This window comes from Pseudolactococcus hodotermopsidis, from assembly GCF_011170085.1.
GTDB lineage: Bacteria > Bacillota > Bacilli > Lactobacillales > Streptococcaceae > Pseudolactococcus > Pseudolactococcus hodotermopsidis.
In genome coordinates, this window is sequence record NZ_BLLI01000001.1 from 33,742 (window position 1) to 50,622 (window position 16,881).

The following is a 16,881-nucleotide window of genomic DNA, read 5'->3' on the forward strand; positions in this document are numbered from 1 at the left end:
CAATAACTCAAATTACCAATCCTCACGCAACAAAAACTCCTCAACACGCAAATGTTCGATTCCCTCACGTGGTTGCAGGACCAAGTCCATTGATAAGACAATTTTCCGATAATTATCTGCTAATTTTAATAGGGAACGAAATTCTCGTTCAATTGTTTTAGAAGCATTTAAAAGATAAGTAACTTGCAAATATATTTTTTGGCCTTCTTTTTCAATCACAAAATCAATCTCATAATCTCCCACATAACCAATTGTAACAGCATAACCACGACGGAACGCTTCAAGTGCCACAATATTTTCTAAAATCATCTGAATTTCAGTTTCATTATCATGTAAAAGCGTTTCGCGTAGACCGTGATCGACAACGTAATATTTGGCATTTGTTTGAAAGATTTTCTTTCCTTTCAAATCATTTCTAGCCAGCGGATAAAACAGTAGCGCATCAACACAATACTTCAAATAATTTAAAAGCGTATCCACTTTGACATTTCTACCTTGACTTTTCAAATATTTTGAAATGCTAGTTGCACTAAAAATTTGTCCTGTATTGGCTAAAGCAAATCGAATCACACGCTCTAAAAGTGCTACATCACGAATACTATTTCTTTCGATAATATCTTTCAAAACAACTGAATGGTAAATATCTTTTAAATAATTTTCTTTGATTTGAAGGGGCAGATTTTGCGTGACGACAAAAGGCATCCCACCCTCACGAATGTAGGCTAAAAAATAATCAGAAATCCCCTTACTTTCCCCCAACTCTTCTTTTGCAGAAATATATTCCTTAAAACTAAAAGGATAGACAAAAAATTGAATATAGCGCCCAGCAAGATAAGTTGCTAGTTCACCTGAAAGTAAATTTGAATTTGAACCTGTGATATAAATATCAACATTCTCCGATACACGTAAGGAATTGATGACTTGCTCAAACCCTGTCACTTCCTGTATTTCATCTAAAAACAAGTAGGCTTTTCCATTGATAGCAGCGATTTTTTCCTTTAAAAAGTCATGTAATTGTTTCGGGTCACGATAATCATAATAAAAGAAATCTTCAAAATTTATCTTAATAAATTGCGATTCCGCTCGGCCATTTTCAAGCAAATAATCTTGAATTAACTTTAATAATATTGACTTTCCTGAACGCCTAAAGCCCACAATGACTTTAATGATGTCTTTATCAATCACAGGGATAATCTGTTTTAAATATAGCGGTCGATTAATCATATCCTTCACTAAACTCCTTATAAGGGAATTATATCATTTTTTTGCATATTTTTCCATTATAAAGGAAATTTTCATCTTCACTCGTTAATTTTTAAGATTCTTCGATTTATGTTAAGGGCATCTCTAAAAACTCAGATTGCCCAAATCCTGCGTCAATCCTCCTAGCCTTGTGGCTGCGATTACTCGCCACAGAAAGTGTATGTGCTTTACCTGTGACGAGCATTGCGCAGTCACAAGCCGTCGTCGAATTTTCTTGCGGTTAAAAAATCTATCTAAAATTTGGTCAAGCAGTTTTTAGAGTTGCCCTTAATTTCATAAAATTAACAACATTACAAACTATTTTTCATAGACTGAAATATCATTCCCTAGGCGCACCAAACGATCCATACAAAGCAAGCATAAACTCCTCATGCCCCTCAATACTGACCATGCCTTGCTGACCAACCATAAATGCCGTATCTGAACCAATATTAATGGTATCTGGTACACGTTCAACAGCTTGAAAATCGGGATAATGGTCATAGATATACTGCCAACGTTCGGTATCTGATAATTGTGAAAATTCATTGTCTTGACCACTCTCATAACCAACCGAATATTGCGTCAACAGCTGATTATTTTCAAGAGAATGTGTCTCCATAGCAAGTTCAAACGCACCATCAGCAGTTACATGAGTCGTCAACACAATGACCCGATAATCAGGAGTCAAAAACAAAACTCCTCTATTGTCCGTATTTGAGGCCGTCGGCAAATACAAGCTATTTTCAGCAAGCAAATCAGCACCAAATTCTGCCATATAAGCAACCGTTTTGTGATAAGCAGCATAATTATAAGCATACTCACCTTTTGCCTTTGTTTCCTCTGGATAATGTTTCCCTTGCCAAGCGCCCTCTTGAATGTAGTAATCCTCATCTTCTTCCTTCTCAGCACTTGATGTTTCAGAAGTAGCCTCTGATTCACTTGTCTCGTCTGACTGATTTTCCGATGCCGTCCCTTTTGACTGGCTACTACTTTTTGGTGCTGTACCATTTTCGATTTTGACGTACGATTTTTGCCCATTCCAAATGACGAGACAAACAATCGCCAGAATGACGACACCCGAGATAACAAAAATTGTTCTAAGTTTTGTATCGCCTTTTTTAGCTTGTTTTCTTTTTTCCATCTTACTTCCCCTTTATTTAAACTTCAAGCTAACTTTCTATGAAAGTTAGCGCCTATGGCGCACCGCTTGTTTTTTCTACAAAAAAACGCCCAAAATCCATACAGATTAGGGCGCTTTCACGTGGTACCACCTAAATTCCTAGAAAATTTTCCTAGACACTCAATTGATTTATTCGGTTTGTCAAAAAGCAACAATTATAAGCGCATTTATAGGTCTTTCAGCGACTTCCTACTCTCTTTGAAAATGCGGGGTTACAAAACTCTTTTCGTTTTCTTAATTTTACCAAAATAAGCGCTTACCGTCAAATTTCTTTAGCCACCCCATTTTCATCAACTTCAGCCAATTTAAAGTCAAGTTTTAGAAACCAACTCACGCCTATCGTCCAAAAAATAACAAGCGCCGAACAAGTCACTGCTGTTATAAAATTTAACGAGATTTTAGCCACTTTCAAATCATAAATCATGCCGAAAACAAGCACACCCAGCGGCATTAACAGCTGAGAAATCGTCCCCATTAGCGTGAAAACGCGCCCTTGCAGATGACTAGGCACGACCTTTTGAATCCAGCCAAACAGTGGGGTATTCGTGTAGACGAGCGCCACGCCAAGCACCAGCATGAGTATCACGTACAGGCTCAGCGCAAGGTATAGCGTTTTTGTGACAATGGGAATCAACCCCGCCAAAAAGAGACAAACAACTAGCAAAGTCAGGCTTTTCATGCTCTTCAACACAGGATAGCGCAGTTGTTTTGATTTGCCGAGTCTGATACCAGCGATGAAAAAACCGAGCGTCATCGCAATTTCAACTGTGGCATACATGAGATTTGAGAATCCGAGAACGTGAATCTGCATATAAGGCATACCAATAGTTATCGCACCGAAGAAGAAATTGACAGGTGCGCTGATTAATATCATTCCCCAAAGTAATTTTTTCGACATGAAATAGACAAGACCATCTTTAAAAGAATAAGACATTTCTTCACTTTTTTCAGCCTTTTCTTGCTGATTAAAGTCAAAATCCAAGCTAAAAGTCAAGATTAATGTGACGATTTCTGTCGCTATCTCAACTATCACAAATAATTCAAAAGGTAAAATTGTAAACAAAATCGCACTTAAAATAGGCGATATAAGTCCCGAAAAACTCTGCGCTGACTGCGTATAGCCCAGAAATTTTTGCAAATCCTTAGCCAAAACAAGATGAACACGCGCAGCCTGATAAGCATTTCCCGTGAACAAATCACTGATTTTAAGCATGGTAATGATAAATATCACGCTAAGCATAGGCGTGTCAACTAGACGATAAAGTACGATAAAAATAGCAAGACTAAGAATCGTGAATATTTGACTTGCGATAATTATTTTTTTATGACTATGTTTGTCAATCAGCGTTCCCACAATCGGCAGCAATATCAAACTGACAATCGGTCCAATAATTTGTGTCATACCAAAATTCATAGCGCTTGAAGTCTCACGCAAAATAAGCAAGCCCAAGCCAAATGAGAAAATTGAGCTACCAAAAACCCCAACAGTCGTTGAAATCAGTGAAATTCTCAACTGTTTAAGTGACCTTTTTTCCATTTTAATAATCCTCTCCTTTAAATTTAAGTTTACGTTTTGAAAGTTTATCGCTTTCAATTTTGATTAGTGAATACATGAATTCCTCCTCTTTTTGAGACCGATAGTCTGTTTGACATAAAAATTAAAGCTGATTAGTCAGCATTAATTTTGCGATAATATTGCTTGATATTTTCTAATAGCTTGGGAGTTAGCAACTTCACTCCTTGATTTCTAAAGATTTTATGATAGAAAGCCAACTTCCCGTAAAAACGTTCAGTAGTGATAAAGTAAACTCTCATCCCTAACCAAATACTGAAAAATTCAACAATCAGCTCAGCAAGTTCATCTGGAAAATCAGTCATGATTGACGAATCTTCAATGCCTATTCGCACTAATTCTGCAATTTTAGGCGCTTGATCGCGCATATTTGTTAGATAAATTTCACCGAAAACCTTAGGCTCATTGAACAGCGATTTAGCTGAACGCATGAGATTGATTTTCGTGTCATTTTTCAAAGTCAACTCAAATAACTGTTGAATTTTTTCAAGTCCAGTCAGACTAGCATCATTTTTCAAACGCACCAAATCATCCGCCGTCGTATCAATCTGCGACATGATTCGATTAAAAATCTCCTTTTTCGACTTAAAATGATAATAAATCGCCCCCTTGCTAAAGCCACTATTGACAATATCTTGCATGGTTGTATTATCGTAACCCTTTTCAAAAAATAACTTTTGTGCAACTTGTAACATGCTATCAACCGTTTTTTCTGGATATTTATTTCTGACCATAGCTACTCCCTTAATGATTGAGGAACAAAGTGACGAAGAATTTAGGGTCTTGCCATCTACAACGTTCTTTTGCGATTTTACCGCTTAGGCGTTGGAGTAGCTACTCCCTAAAACAAACCGACAGTCTGTTTATAATAAGAATACACCTTTATGCCACTTTTGTCAAGCACAAATAAAAAAAACTTGCGATTCCTCACAAATTTCCCTCACGCTCAAAACGGCAAACCTTTAGTAAATTTCCCCATCTTCTGCTCAGTCGTCTTATCAATCTCAACCAAAGCATTATTGACAGCTTGGGCAATCATATCTGACAGCGTTTCAGCATCTTCTGGGTCAATCAACTCAGCCGAAATGTCAAGATTAGTCAGCTTGCGATCGCCAGTGAAAGCAACTTTTACCAAATCTTGCGCTGATGTGCCGTAAAATGTCGTCTCTTCGATTTCAGCTTGCGCCTTTTTCATGTTTTTCTGCAAATCTTGCGCTTGTTGCATCATTTTCTTCATATTCATCATGATAAATAAATCTCCTTTTTCTAATAAAAAAGCCGAGCGCATGGCTCAGCAATAATGCGGAGAAAGGGACTTGAACCCTCACGACCAAAATAGGTCACAGGATCCTTAATCCTGCGCGTCTGCCAATTCCGCCATCTCCGCGAAACTACTTTATTAGTATATCAAAGTATGCGTAAATCGTCAAGAGGTTTTGCAAGTTTTTTTCAAAAAATCAGTAGTTGACTTGTTCAAACAAGCCATCTGGCAAGTCATGAAAACCTTTACCAGCTTGATAATTCTCAAACTTCCCCGCTAAAAATTGATAGGCGGAAAGCCGACTTTCATAGCGAATCACTGCATCTTTTGCGCGCTCATCGCCGTTAGCCATCTCTTCTTGCGCCGCCACCATTGCCATCTGATGAACAGCAACTTGTGTCGCCACCCAATCACCAAAATCTTTTAAAAATTCCTGTTCGTATGTCATGTTTTCTCTTTTCTTTGAACTTCAAATTAATTTTCTAGGAAAATAGATGATTTCTCATCATTTCCCAACGCTCTGAAATGCAAGCCGTGCGCCTTCAAATAGAACTATCCCACATTTTTCAAAGCCGAGTTTCGTTAAAATATGTTGCATAATCTGATTTTCCGTGTGCGTGTCGCAACGAAAATCGTGATAAGAGCTGAACTCAGCAAAAATAGCACGGAAAAATTGCTGAGCAAGTGCGCGCCCGCGAAACTGGTCAGACAAAGCTAATCTGTGAATTGTCACATAGTCTCGATTGTCATTTAACCAAGCTCCGTCTTGAATCTTGTCATAGGCGGGGTCAAAGCCAGTGATAACAGCTGCGTAACCCGCAATCTCGCCGTCAATTTCTAACACATAGCCGACACCCGTTTCAATATCAGCGCTCACGTCAGAAACATTCGGGTAGCTACTCGTCTGCCACTGGTCAATGCCCTGACGTTTCAGAAAAGCACGCGCATTTTCAATCACTGCCACAATTGCCCGCAAATCAGCCAAAGTCGCCTGTCTCATCATCTGCGCACCAACTTCACGACCGCCTCCGTCCGCGCTGTGTGCGGGAACATATCGACCGACTGGATGTAGCTGACCTCGTAGACTTGCGCCAGTTTGACCAAGTCGCGCGCCAAAGTCGAGACGTTGCAGGAGACGTAGACCATTTTTTTAGGTTTTGTGGCAACAATGGTGTCAAGCAGTTTGTCGTCGAGCCCTGTTCGTGGCGGATCGACAATCAGCGCTGTGGCTTTGAAACCGTCTGCGACCCATTGCGGTATCAGTTTTTCAGCCGTTCCGACCTCGTAAACACCGTCTGGCACGTTAAGTCGCGCATCAGCAATCGACTCGGCAATCACATCCATGCCACGAATGCTGCGCACCTTGCCCAAAAAAGCCCGACCAATCGTCCCAGTCCCCGAATACGCATCAATCAAATCATCGTCTGCCCTCGCTCCCATTGCCTTGAGTGCCTCACGATAAAGAACGTTGGTCTGTTTGGGATTGAGCTGGTAAAAGGCACGCGGACTCAGCTCAAAAGTATAGTCCAAAACGCCCTCCAAAATCGCACGCTCGCCCCAAAGAATTTCGGTATGCTCGCCATAAATCTCAGAAGACTGTTTGCGGTTAATGTTGAGCGCAATCGTCTTGATTTCAGGGAATTTTTCGGTCAGACTGGCAATCGTAAGTTTGAGTTCAATCGGCGCAGACGAGATAAAAATCAGCTGCACTTGCCCCGTTTTGTGCGCACGACGTACCATAACTGTGCGCACGCCGTCGAATTTTCGTTCATTGTAGATGGGAATCCGATGAAAAGTCAGCAATTCTGTGACTTCATTGATAATCTTCTGTGTCGTCTCATCTTGGACGAGACAATTTTTGATTTCGACTAATTTGTGAGAATTTTCCGCAAAAAGACCCGCACGAACTTTTTCGCCTAAAAAACGTGTCTGAAACTGCAATTTTGCCCGATAATGTTGCAGCTGTTTCATGCCAATCGTTTTGCGCACCTCATAATTTTCATAGCCTTGCGGTTTAAATTTTTGAAGCGCTTGGCGGAGCAAATCTTGCTTAAACAGCAACTGCTGCGGATAAGCTAGGTGCATGATTTGACAACCACCACATTGCTTATAACTCTCACACATCGGCACAACCCGATGAGGCGATTTTTTATTGAGTTTGAGCATTTTCGCCGTCGCATAATTGCGCTCGCTTGTCACAATTTCGGCGTAAACCTCCTCGCCCTTGAGCGCACCCGCAACAAAAACCGTCGTCCCCTTAAAATTGCCAACGCCTTCGCCATTAATACCGATTTTTTTTATTTTCAGCGGAATTTTCTGCTTGATTTTTAAAGTCATACTTCATTTTACCATTTTTTGTCAATAAAAAACACGACTTCTGTCGGTTTTATCGTCCCCTTTTAACGAGGAATGGGGCTATTTAAGCCCTGATAACTTTTCAGACCGCAAGTTCAACAAGTTCTCGTCCCCTTTTGACGAGGAATGGGGCTATTTGAAGCGCTCAAAACATTGTATCACTTTATGACGTTCTCGTCCCCTTTTAACGAGGAATGGGGCTATTTAGACTTATCATCCAATAAAGCCGTAGTATTTGAGTTCTCGTCCCCTTTTAACGAGGAATGGGGCTATTTTTTAGTGAATGTAACTCATATTCGCTACTACTAAAAGTTCTCGTCCCCTTTTAACGAGGAATGGGGCTATTTCATAGTAAGCAATTGATTTCCCCACCATATTTCTCTAATCACTCAGTCCAATTCATTTATCCAATCTTCTTTTTCATGAAAAACTCTAGCGACACGAACAAATTCATCATATATTACATATAAAGTAATATACTTAAATCTAATTTTCTTCCTAAACGGCGTATCTTCAATTTTAGGATTTCCATATGGACTTTCCTCAATAGAATCTAAAGCCTGTTTAATCTCACTTTCGACTTTTGCGATATACTTTTGCGTCGCATTATTCTCAATTAAAAATTTGATAATACCATTGTAATCTTCATAGAAAGAATCAGTAACCAGCATTCTCATTAACTTTGCCACCCTACTTTTTGTTTAAAAGTATCATAAGACATGTCTGAGCCTCCATTGAAAACTTTTGACGTTGATGCTTCCATAACAGAAAACAACTTAACTTTAGCTTGCAATCTTGCAAGCTCTTTTTGTAGTTCATCATATTCACTTTTAGCTAAAATGACAACATCTTCATCATGCTCAATAAATTTTGAATTCATCATGCTTTCGTACCTCCTGTTTATCTTATTATACTACCTTTAATACTTTTCGGCAACCAACAGGAGTCACACCTGTTTTACGACACTTTCAGTTACATAAAGAGAAAAAATCAAGCAAACAAATGATGAAGGTTTTAGTCACTTTAAATCATTTAGGTTAAGGAAGATATAGCCAAAAACTATATCAATCTCTTGGGTTCTCGTCCCCTTTTGACGAGGAATGGGTCTATTTAATCACCATTATATGATGAAAGATGATCCATGGTATGTTCTCGTCCCCTTTTGACGAGGAATGGGGCTATTTAGAGAACTTTGCAAACGCATTAGACATCGCTTTCTTACCACTAATATCTTGGTCAAACAACGACCAAAACAATTTACTTCGTGACTATTTTGGGTCTATTTGAAAGCAAGGCTAGTCAGTTATGACTACTCCTCAATTATATCAAAATTTTACCTAAAAATCTATCTCAAATACCGTAGATAGTCAGTTTTTACATTCAAATTTTCAACGTAAACGATGTCCCTCATTGATAGAAACGCCTCCCATACCAAGACTGGTTTTCGTGCCAACGCCTGCGAAAGTCGCGTATTTTATCATAAGCAGTACTAATTTTACAAACTGGTTCGCACCAGTTATTTTAAGTGTTATCTGACCTTGAAAACCTTTAACTTTTATTTTTTCAAGATGAAAATTTTTCGTCATCAACTTGTAACTGATGATATGAACCTTTTCTTCAATGTAATCCAGAACTTCATAATCGTAAACTTTGATTGTCTCACTAAAAAAATCAAAATTCATCATCAGGGAACGGAAAATTTTCCGAATATCTGGAAAAATATCGTAATAGCCATTTGACTTAAAGGAGGTCGGACTTGTAAAATCAAGTGAGATGATTCGACTACCATTCTCATGAGTCATTTCTTGACTGACAAAATCATCAAGTTTGATGACCTCTTTTGTAAATAAGGCTAAAGAAACAGTTGTTTTTGCCTGTTTAATCGTTATTTCTGTTAAGTTATCAAGCTTGATTAGCGCCTCAGAAATGATTTTATGCAGACCAACGATTTCCCAAATCACTTCCTCTTTTTCAAAAAGTAATCTCTGACGAAGTGGATTGTAGGTTAAAGTATGAAGTCGTTCAACAAGCTCACTAGGTAGCAGTTCCATTAAAACGCCATGGAGACTGCTCCCAATATTTTGTGTGCGGAGTGATTTTGGTAGATTGATTTTGTATTTGAGTTTTGTTATCATAGTAGTTTTTTTATTTCTTGATTGAGGTCATCGTAAAACGAGAACCAATGATTATCAATATTAAAAGAGGCTAATAAAATTTGCTTGCTGGCATAAACTGCACTAGAAACATTTTTCAAATTTTTCCTGTCAAAAGCCTGCAAACTGTGTGCGACTTGATTTCTGACGTTATTAATTTCTTTAATCTTACCAGTGTAGTTTAATAGGTCGTGCTTAGGCTCCAAAAATTCGAGAATATTAATATAATAAAGCAAATTCAGAATATTATCATGATACTCTTGACCTTTGTTTTTGGCATTTTCTTGAAATTTCGCTAAAATATCAGGATATTTCTCAGCGTTCAAGTGAGGTTTGTTGTCAGTGTAAACAATAATATTAAACTGCTCATTCAGATAATTTTCTAAAATATACTCAACAAGAGATTTTAACCGAATTAACACTTCTGCGATATTGCCTTGTTTATAATTGCGTTCGATATTCAGATAGGAATTTAAGGCATTTTGTGCTTGACTTGACAATTTAGAGTTGGCAATTTTTTCTGGGATTCCTTGTATTTTAATTGTTTCAGAAATATTTTCTAAAGTTTTTTTAAGTTTTTTTATATTTGGAAATCCTTTCTGACTATCAAGCAACTTAAAAACTGCTTCATAATCATAGTTAGCAAGCAAAATATTCAAATTCCGTTTAGTCAAATCTTGAGAAAAATTGATACCTTTATCTTCATGTGTCCTATCTTCAAAATCAGACTGATTATCCAAATTTGTCTCAATCAAGACATCAATATCTTTTTCGTTATCATATCCAATCCCCTCATTTGATGACTTCTGTGGCGTTGCAACTTGAACAGCTCTCACATTAAAATCAGAGATTCGATTAATCGCAAACATAGCACTGATAATTTGTGGTGTCGCACTCGTCAGACTTAAAATAACGTCATTCTCATCAGACATATAGTTACCAACGATATTTGATAAAGTCGCATACATGGTATCAAAAATAGAAACTTCATCATTTTTCAAAATGAGGTCATCTTGAACGATTTCTGGTGCGTAATCTTTGATACTTTGTAAAGCCTTAACAACCTTTTCGTGTTTATCAAGACTTCTTTCGCTATGAATTAACACAATTTTTTCAGGTCGGTAAACTCTTGCAATGTGTAGCAATGGTCCATCGTGGAAATTACGTATTGGATCTGTGTCCCCTACGGCTGAGATTAGTATTTGCATTTTAACTCCTTGTCAGAATATTCAAGATATGACTATCATGGAAAGCGTTGGTTTTATAGGGCATCTCTAAAAACTCAGATTTCCCAAATTTTGTTAGCTCATAAAATCGCTAACAGGAAAAGATGTGCTAGATTTTCCAAATTCTACGTCAATCCTCCTAGCCTTGTGGCTGCGATTACTCGCCACAGAAAGTACATGTGCACCAGCACTTATTTGTGACGAGTAACCGCAGTCACAAGCCGTCGTCGGTTTTCCTTGCGGTTAAAAAATCTATCTAAAATTTTGGAAAAGCAGTTTTTAGAGATGCCCTATACTTTGTATCATGAGCATATTTCTTCAATTTTTATTTCAGTTTTTCCGATTTCTTTATTATCATCAGAAATTTTAAGTGTTCTTGGACTAGCACCATGATGAGATTCATCATTTACATAATAAGCTTTATTTCCATTTCGGTTTGTTATGTATTTTTCACCTTCAAACTCTATCACTTCCCTATGGTTATCCCTATATACTTTAGTATTTCTGTCACCAAATTGTGAATTTAAAACTTCATTTACTTTTCTATATCGTTCTTTTTTTTCCAAAAGCGCTATCCATACTGTCTTGGACAAGAATCCTATACCACCACCTAAATAAATTTTAATACCGTTTGTTTTTTCTTCTATTCCAAATTTATTTAAATATTCTGTTTTATACTTTTGATAGCTTTTTCTCAGATATACTTCTAGTCTTGAAGATTTTACTTCTTCTCCAGACTTTGTTTTATATTTACGCTTTTTGAAAAATTCATACAAATTAAATACGTCATCTGGCTGTTTTTCAAAAATACTCGTATCAATAACGACATCAAATTCTATTTTAGTACCCGGTTTCAGACATTCTCTGTAAGTAGATATTTGATGCCCCTTATCTCCTTTTCGTGTCCCTTCCCCTAATTTATCTTTCTTCTGTATAAAAATAAAGTCAGATGTTTTCAAAGGTAAGCTATCACTAATTCTCAAGGCACGTAAAATATCATTCTTGGCATCTTTTTCATTTTTATCATCTAAAATTAAAGTTGCCAATAAGTCATCTATTAAAAATTTATCAACAGTTTTAGCCTTATTTTTCATAGCATCTTCTATTTTAGATAAACATTTTTGCCTAAAATCAGCTTCTTCATTTATTTTATCTTCAATCAGCTTTGATAGAATAACAGTTCTTAACGCACCTTTAAGTGAATTTCCGGGAATATATGGATTACCAAAAGCATCCTTAATAAACTCATGAACCTCATTTAACTGACTTCTGATAGTTCCATCATATCGAAGTTGTACCGAATACGGAAGTTGATACTTACTATTAGTTTTAGCAAAATTTTCCAGTCTTTTAGTTTTAATCCAAGTCGAAAGTTGCTCTTTGGGATTCCCAGATACAAATTCTTCAAAAGCCACTTGTAGTTTTGGATTTAACCCCAAGTAAAATTTTTTCATATCTAGCACATAAACACTTTTTCCATCAAAATAAAGCTCTTTCTTGGTATAGGTATTCCCATTTCCGATGTGAAGAGGCCCTTCAGTCATTAAAGTTATTTTAAATCGTTTTAAAAATTCACTTTTCATACAGTCACCTCCAAGAAAAACGACTTCGCATATTTATAAACTGGATGATTCCCTTTTTTCCCGACTTGATAAATGCTACCCTCAAAACCATTTTCAAAAGTTGAACCACTTTTAAAAACGTATAAATCTTGTTTTTTGACCAGATATGTTTCATAATTGTCTGACTGAATAAAACCACCACGGCGCTCTAAAAGATACGAGGCATTTTTTGTTGCCTGCTCAAGCTCATCATCTTTTGGTAAAGCACCCGAAAGCAAAATTTTTCGATTCCCTTTTGCCGAAAATAGCGCATTGAGTTCATTATCTTCCAGAATTTCAAAGTTAAATTTGCCATAACCCGAATACCGCTTACCACCAATTCCAGAATATTGGAGAGTTTCTAATAACTCCTCTAACAGGGGATGAACTTGCTTTACAAAGAAATATAGACCTGTATTTTCTTTAAAAGTAAACGTCCCAACATTGTAAGGTTCAGAATCTTTAAAATCATGCTGACGAACTTTTTCAGACAAACTAGATTTGCCTAAATCAAAATTTTCACGTTCAAAAAATGCGTCTAATTGACCAGATAAATAGTTACCTAAAACGTCTGTCGAAATATAAGTCAATTTCTTGAAAGACTTACGCAAACGCTCATCTTCATTTTCTAGGTCAATTTTGATATTTGGTTTAGGTATATAATAAGACTGTTCAATAAAGGGAAAAGCATCAGAAAACTTGATGACATCACTTGAAACTAGCTGATAAAATTCATCTTCTTTCCCAAGTCCAACTGCCTCAATCATCAAGGCTGAAAATAAAGTGTCTGCTGAAAAAGTCATCTTACTCTCAGATAGACGTTTTTCACCGAAATGAACTGGACTCTCAAAATGTAATTTTACAATTTTCATATCAAGCTCCTAAGATTTCGTTAAGAGGTTCTATACCAAATTCTCCAAATTTCACCTCAACTTTTAAATCTTTAAATTTAACTCTGCCACTACCACGTGTCCCATTACCACCGAGATAATCGTATTCCAATAAATCAAAAGCTTGCTTAATGTTCTCAAAATCCTTTGCAACTTCATCATTTTTTCTGTCATTATCAAGGTCATAAAAAATTTCAAAAGCAAATTCACTTCCAGCAATTACCCTCTCAATTTGACGTGGATTAGCTTCTGCTGTAAGCCTATCAATGGTATTTTCAGATTTTATTTCAGTAGAAACAACATTCCTACTATCAAGATAGTCTTTATTTGACAGCCTAATATCATTAAATTTAAGCCTCGCACGGACAATTTTATCATTTTCTTCCTCTTTTGAGGAACCAAAAAGTCGTAGAACTTCTTCTTTATCTTCGTTTGGTTTATTAAGTAGAACACCATTATTTAATTCTTTTGCAAGCAAATACCGCATTTTTCCTTTAAGTGTACTCCCAGGAATAATCGGTAAACGTGTCAAAGTATCACGAACAACTGGGCTATCAACTGCTCCAATTGCTGAAAAATCGCTAGAACCACCAATGTGCATACCTGTTTTGATAACGATTGTTCCTTTTATGACTAATTTCATTAATTTTTTCCTCCGTAAAATTTAAAATAGGCAACCAAGCTCTCTACGTACCGTGCAAATAGTAAGAAATTTGTTTTAGACTCACTTTTCAAAACATCAGACAAATTCTCTGTAAAGTTAGTATGAGTAATGAAATTTTTAACAACTGACGAACGACCTGATGAATAAGCAATCTTAACCTTAATATAAGCCAAGTCTGACAAAACATCTGATGACAATTTTTCTTCTGAGTCAGTTGCCACTCGGTTATAAACCTTATTGACAAGATCCAAGATACCACGAATTTGAGATGTCGTCAGTTCTTTCCTTTCAAACTTGAAATTTTTTGCGTGTAGTTCTTCTATTCTTTCTTTAGCTAAATCTCCGAAATTTGTTTTTGTAATTTCCATCATCTCTCCCTCGTCTTCAGCACATAAATTTCAAGTGCCATTATCAAAGTCTTTCTATCAGAATTTGCCCAGTCATAAAGCTTTTGTGCAAATTCTGAACCAATTTTTTCTTCCATTCTCGAAAGTGTATAAGCAAGTCTGGCAATATTGATTTGTTGATCGTCTTTTACACCACGTAATAAGGCAATCAAGCGGTAAATAAAAGTATTGCCCGTTTCATCAAATGTTGCAAATTTTTCAGTTAGTAACTCAATTTTGACAAAAATATCAGTTTCAAGTGTCTCCCATGAAAAGACATTTTCAGAATCAAATAAAGTCACAGCATTTTTAGTCGCCTTGTCATCATTTTCATGAACCTTATAGTCTTTTGCCGCATCTTCCAAATCTCCAGTAAGTGCCGCCATTCTAGCCACTGGATACTTCTCTCGAAACATGCCAATTCCTGCTGAAAGTGTCAATTTTCCTTGTGTAAATTCAGCAAATTTTGCTTTAAGTTCGAGTGAAAAATCTAAAATATCTTGCCATGCCCCAATCATAAACAAATCGTCACCGCCAGCATAAATAACATTGATTTTATAATGTTTTTCTTCCAAAAGTTGATTCAGATAATTTTTGAAAAATCGACTCATCGCACGAGAAAATGTTGCTGTTCGAGAAATCGACAAATAATCATCGGGTATCCCATTTATAAATGCTTGACCCAAATTATCAACATCAGCCCGCAGAACACCAAGCCGATTGATTCCTTTTTCAACTTCTTGTAACATTTTCTGGAAATCCGAAGAATAAGTATAATCTCCCATATCAATCTTCGTTACTAAATCTCGACCAGTCTCTGAAATATTCTTCGTGTAAAGCTTAGCATCAGATTCTTTCTGCTTAATTTTTTCAGCTTTTGTATAAGAAAGCGCTGACATTTTCTTACCAAACGGCAAATCAAGCACACCCTCATTTGCGACCACAAAAATATCTTCTTCTATCAAATGTGACGAAATTTTTTGTAAATCATGACAAAGCCCGCAAATATATTTATTATCATCTTCTTTGATTAATAAATCACTACGTTTACATTCTCGACATTCTCGTTCATTTTCTGAACCACCGCCATTCAACGCCAAAATTTCTTTGACAGTGTAACGATTAGCTTTTTTAGCTGATATTTCTTTCGATAAACGACGATATATATCCCGATAGTGTCCATTTTTATTCATTAAATCATTGCCAGAAACTTCGGTATAAGCCATTGCCAAAAATAAATCTATTTTGAATTTATCAAGAAACCAAGCTTTTAATTCTTGTTCAAAATCAGACAAAATCTTTTTTGTTGCCTCTGTATTAGAAAGTAAAAGATAGGCATGACCACCACCAGAATAGATTAGATTGGCACGAGAAAGTTCAAGTTTATCAAGTAAATTATCAGAGAGGTATTCAAGCAACATATCCAGATAAAAACTGCGCGCCCGCAAAGACTTTAGGGCTTTACTACCAGAAATATTATAGATAAAACTCTGCACGCCACTCATATCAAAACTCATCATCAAGAAAACTTTTTTCTCATAAAATTCTGTTGCATTGTCATCAAAGAGTTCTTTTTGATAATCCGTGATATTTTCTGCTTGAAAATAATCGTAAATCGCGCTTGCAATCGCAGCTGTCGTCCTTGAATGATCATAAAGCGAAATATCGACTAACTGAGTTTTATCAGTCGAACTCGGCACATAAGACCACAGACTCTCCATCATTTGCAACAAAGAATTAATGTGTTGCTTATCAGGTATCAGTTTTGCTAAAACAGGTTTCATATCACTAATCAGACCATCATAATAACCCTTAGTGTATTGATTCTGAGCATCATTTGGAAAATTTAATGGCTCTTTTTGCTCATGCGTTCTAGCGACAAAAGGATAGGAATAAGTTTGACGACCTTTCTCTTTTTCATGCAAAACATTGAAAACACTGCTAAGCGCGACCTTTTTATCCCAAGAAAACCCGTCTTCACCTTCTTCCAAATCTGGACGTCTATCCATCCCAGATGAAATATTATCAGCCATATAAGTCAAATAAAACAAGGCATTTTCTTTTTTAGATGACTTAACTGATGTCATCTCCTGTGCATGATGATAACGAATACAATCCGTTAGATCCGTTATTTTAAACTGCTCAAACGATTTGATAAAATCACCACCGAGTTTAGAGTGCTTGGCACGCTCACTTGTGCCACGATAATTTATTTTACCAATATCGTGCAAAAGTGAACCATATATTAAATTAATTTTATTCATGAAAGCGCTTTCTACCTTTTTTAGCAAAGGATACTATTTGACACCTTGTCAATATAAAATTGTCATAATTCATTATATAATAA

At 36.5% G+C, this 16,881-nt stretch carries 17 protein-coding genes, 1 tRNA gene and 1 CRISPR repeat array; all 18 genes read right to left on the minus strand.

Annotation, left to right across the window (positions count from 1 at the left end):
- Positions 1-12 precede the first annotated feature (12 nt).
- Positions 13-1,224, minus strand: coding sequence for an ATP-binding protein (locus Hs30E_RS00160; RefSeq protein WP_172207114.1), 1,212 nt, complete (start codon positions 1,222-1,224; stop codon positions 13-15).
- Between the two features lie 358 nt (positions 1,225-1,582).
- Positions 1,583-2,386, minus strand: coding sequence for a hypothetical protein (locus Hs30E_RS00165; RefSeq protein ID WP_172207011.1), 804 nt, complete (start codon positions 2,384-2,386; stop codon positions 1,583-1,585).
- Between the two features lie 301 nt (positions 2,387-2,687).
- The gene (locus Hs30E_RS00170) at positions 2,688-3,962 is read right to left on the minus strand and encodes an MFS transporter (protein WP_172207013.1); all 1,275 of its coding nucleotides are present in this window, start codon (positions 3,960-3,962) and stop codon (positions 2,688-2,690) included.
- 131 nt (positions 3,963-4,093) lie between these two features.
- Complete coding sequence (locus tag Hs30E_RS00175) at positions 4,094-4,732, minus strand: TetR/AcrR family transcriptional regulator (RefSeq protein ID WP_172207015.1); 639 nt, start codon at positions 4,730-4,732, stop codon at positions 4,094-4,096.
- Positions 4,733-4,944: 212 nt separating this feature from the next.
- Complete coding sequence (locus Hs30E_RS00180) at positions 4,945-5,244, minus strand: YbaB/EbfC family nucleoid-associated protein (protein ID WP_172207017.1); 300 nt, start codon at positions 5,242-5,244, stop codon at positions 4,945-4,947.
- Positions 5,245-5,299: 55 nt separating this feature from the next.
- Positions 5,300-5,385, minus strand: a tRNA-Leu gene (locus tag Hs30E_RS00185).
- 70 nt (positions 5,386-5,455) lie between these two features.
- The gene (locus Hs30E_RS00190; RefSeq protein ID WP_172207019.1) at positions 5,456-5,707 is read right to left on the minus strand and encodes a DUF1912 family protein; all 252 of its coding nucleotides are present in this window, start codon (positions 5,705-5,707) and stop codon (positions 5,456-5,458) included.
- A gap of 57 nt (positions 5,708-5,764) precedes the next feature.
- Positions 5,765-6,262: a GNAT family N-acetyltransferase gene (locus Hs30E_RS00195; RefSeq protein WP_228461949.1), complete on the minus strand. Its 498-nt coding sequence runs from the start codon at positions 6,260-6,262 to the stop codon at positions 5,765-5,767.
- A complete protein-coding gene (gene rlmD, locus Hs30E_RS00200) occupies positions 6,259-7,596 on the minus strand; it encodes a 23S rRNA (uracil(1939)-C(5))-methyltransferase RlmD (RefSeq protein ID WP_172207021.1) in 1,338 nt (445 codons plus the stop codon). Before rlmD ends, Hs30E_RS00195 begins: the two co-directional genes overlap by 4 nt.
- Before the next feature lie 48 nt (positions 7,597-7,644).
- A CRISPR array of direct repeats spans positions 7,645-7,962; the repeat unit is 36 nt; unit sequence GTTCTCGTCCCCTTTTAACGAGGAATGGGGCTATTT.
- 41 nt (positions 7,963-8,003) lie between these two features.
- Positions 8,004-8,303, minus strand: coding sequence for a type II toxin-antitoxin system RelE/ParE family toxin (locus Hs30E_RS00205; protein ID WP_172207023.1), 300 nt, complete (start codon positions 8,301-8,303; stop codon positions 8,004-8,006).
- Positions 8,291-8,497: a hypothetical protein gene (locus Hs30E_RS00210; protein ID WP_172207025.1), complete on the minus strand. Its 207-nt coding sequence runs from the start codon at positions 8,495-8,497 to the stop codon at positions 8,291-8,293. Before Hs30E_RS00210 ends, Hs30E_RS00205 begins: the two co-directional genes overlap by 13 nt.
- 505 nt (positions 8,498-9,002) lie before the next feature.
- The gene (cas6, locus tag Hs30E_RS00215; protein ID WP_172207027.1) at positions 9,003-9,749 is read right to left on the minus strand and encodes a CRISPR system precrRNA processing endoribonuclease RAMP protein Cas6; all 747 of its coding nucleotides are present in this window, start codon (positions 9,747-9,749) and stop codon (positions 9,003-9,005) included.
- Entirely contained in the window at positions 9,746-10,975 is a 1,230-nt protein-coding gene (csm6, locus tag Hs30E_RS00220) for a type III-A CRISPR-associated CARF protein Csm6 (RefSeq protein ID WP_172207029.1), read from the minus strand. Before csm6 ends, cas6 begins: the two co-directional genes overlap by 4 nt.
- A gap of 320 nt (positions 10,976-11,295) precedes the next feature.
- Complete coding sequence (gene csm5 / locus Hs30E_RS00225) at positions 11,296-12,576, minus strand: type III-A CRISPR-associated RAMP protein Csm5 (RefSeq protein WP_172207031.1); 1,281 nt, start codon at positions 12,574-12,576, stop codon at positions 11,296-11,298.
- Positions 12,573-13,466, minus strand: a complete 894-nt coding sequence (gene csm4 / locus Hs30E_RS00230; protein ID WP_172207033.1) for a type III-A CRISPR-associated RAMP protein Csm4 — start codon at positions 13,464-13,466, stop codon at positions 12,573-12,575. The genes csm5 and csm4 overlap by 4 nt, the downstream gene beginning before the upstream one ends.
- Position 13,467: 1 nt before the next feature.
- Entirely contained in the window at positions 13,468-14,127 is a 660-nt protein-coding gene (csm3, locus tag Hs30E_RS00235) for a type III-A CRISPR-associated RAMP protein Csm3 (RefSeq protein ID WP_172207035.1), read from the minus strand.
- Entirely contained in the window at positions 14,127-14,516 is a 390-nt protein-coding gene (csm2, locus tag Hs30E_RS00240) for a type III-A CRISPR-associated protein Csm2 (RefSeq protein ID WP_172207037.1), read from the minus strand. Before csm2 ends, csm3 begins: the two co-directional genes overlap by 1 nt.
- Positions 14,516-16,798, minus strand: coding sequence for a type III-A CRISPR-associated protein Cas10/Csm1 (cas10, locus tag Hs30E_RS00245; RefSeq protein WP_172207039.1), 2,283 nt, complete (start codon positions 16,796-16,798; stop codon positions 14,516-14,518). Before cas10 ends, csm2 begins: the two co-directional genes overlap by 1 nt.
- Between the last annotated feature and the right edge of the window lie 83 nt (positions 16,799-16,881).

Bases quoted from the DNA above. Each gene is read 5' to 3' on its own strand.
- Hs30E_RS00160 (WP_172207114.1), bottom strand. From the start codon at position 1,224: ATGATTAATCGACCGCTATATTTAAAACAGATTATCCCTGTGATTGAT.
- Hs30E_RS00165 (WP_172207011.1), bottom strand. From the start codon at position 2,386: ATGGAAAAAAGAAAACAAGCTAAAAAAGGCGATACAAAACTTAGAACA.
- Hs30E_RS00170 (WP_172207013.1), bottom strand. From the start codon at position 3,962: ATGGAAAAAAGGTCACTTAAACAGTTGAGAATTTCACTGATTTCAACG.
- Hs30E_RS00175 (WP_172207015.1), bottom strand. From the start codon at position 4,732: ATGGTCAGAAATAAATATCCAGAAAAAACGGTTGATAGCATGTTACAA.
- Hs30E_RS00180 (WP_172207017.1), bottom strand. From the start codon at position 5,244: ATGATGAATATGAAGAAAATGATGCAACAAGCGCAAGATTTGCAGAAA.
- Hs30E_RS00190 (WP_172207019.1), bottom strand. From the start codon at position 5,707: ATGACATACGAACAGGAATTTTTAAAAGATTTTGGTGATTGGGTGGCG.
- Hs30E_RS00195 (WP_228461949.1), bottom strand. From the start codon at position 6,262: ATGATGAGACAGGCGACTTTGGCTGATTTGCGGGCAATTGTGGCAGTG.
- rlmD (WP_172207021.1), bottom strand. From the start codon at position 7,596: ATGACTTTAAAAATCAAGCAGAAAATTCCGCTGAAAATAAAAAAAATC.
- Hs30E_RS00210 (WP_172207025.1), bottom strand. From the start codon at position 8,497: ATGATGAATTCAAAATTTATTGAGCATGATGAAGATGTTGTCATTTTA.
- cas6 (WP_172207027.1), bottom strand. From the start codon at position 9,749: ATGATAACAAAACTCAAATACAAAATCAATCTACCAAAATCACTCCGC.
- csm6 (WP_172207029.1), bottom strand. From the start codon at position 10,975: ATGCAAATACTAATCTCAGCCGTAGGGGACACAGATCCAATACGTAAT.
- csm5 (WP_172207031.1), bottom strand. From the start codon at position 12,576: ATGAAAAGTGAATTTTTAAAACGATTTAAAATAACTTTAATGACTGAA.
- csm4 (WP_172207033.1), bottom strand. From the start codon at position 13,466: ATGAAAATTGTAAAATTACATTTTGAGAGTCCAGTTCATTTCGGTGAA.
- csm3 (WP_172207035.1), bottom strand. From the start codon at position 14,127: ATGAAATTAGTCATAAAAGGAACAATCGTTATCAAAACAGGTATGCAC.
- csm2 (WP_172207037.1), bottom strand. From the start codon at position 14,516: ATGGAAATTACAAAAACAAATTTCGGAGATTTAGCTAAAGAAAGAATA.
- cas10 (WP_172207039.1), bottom strand. From the start codon at position 16,798: ATGAATAAAATTAATTTAATATATGGTTCACTTTTGCACGATATTGGT.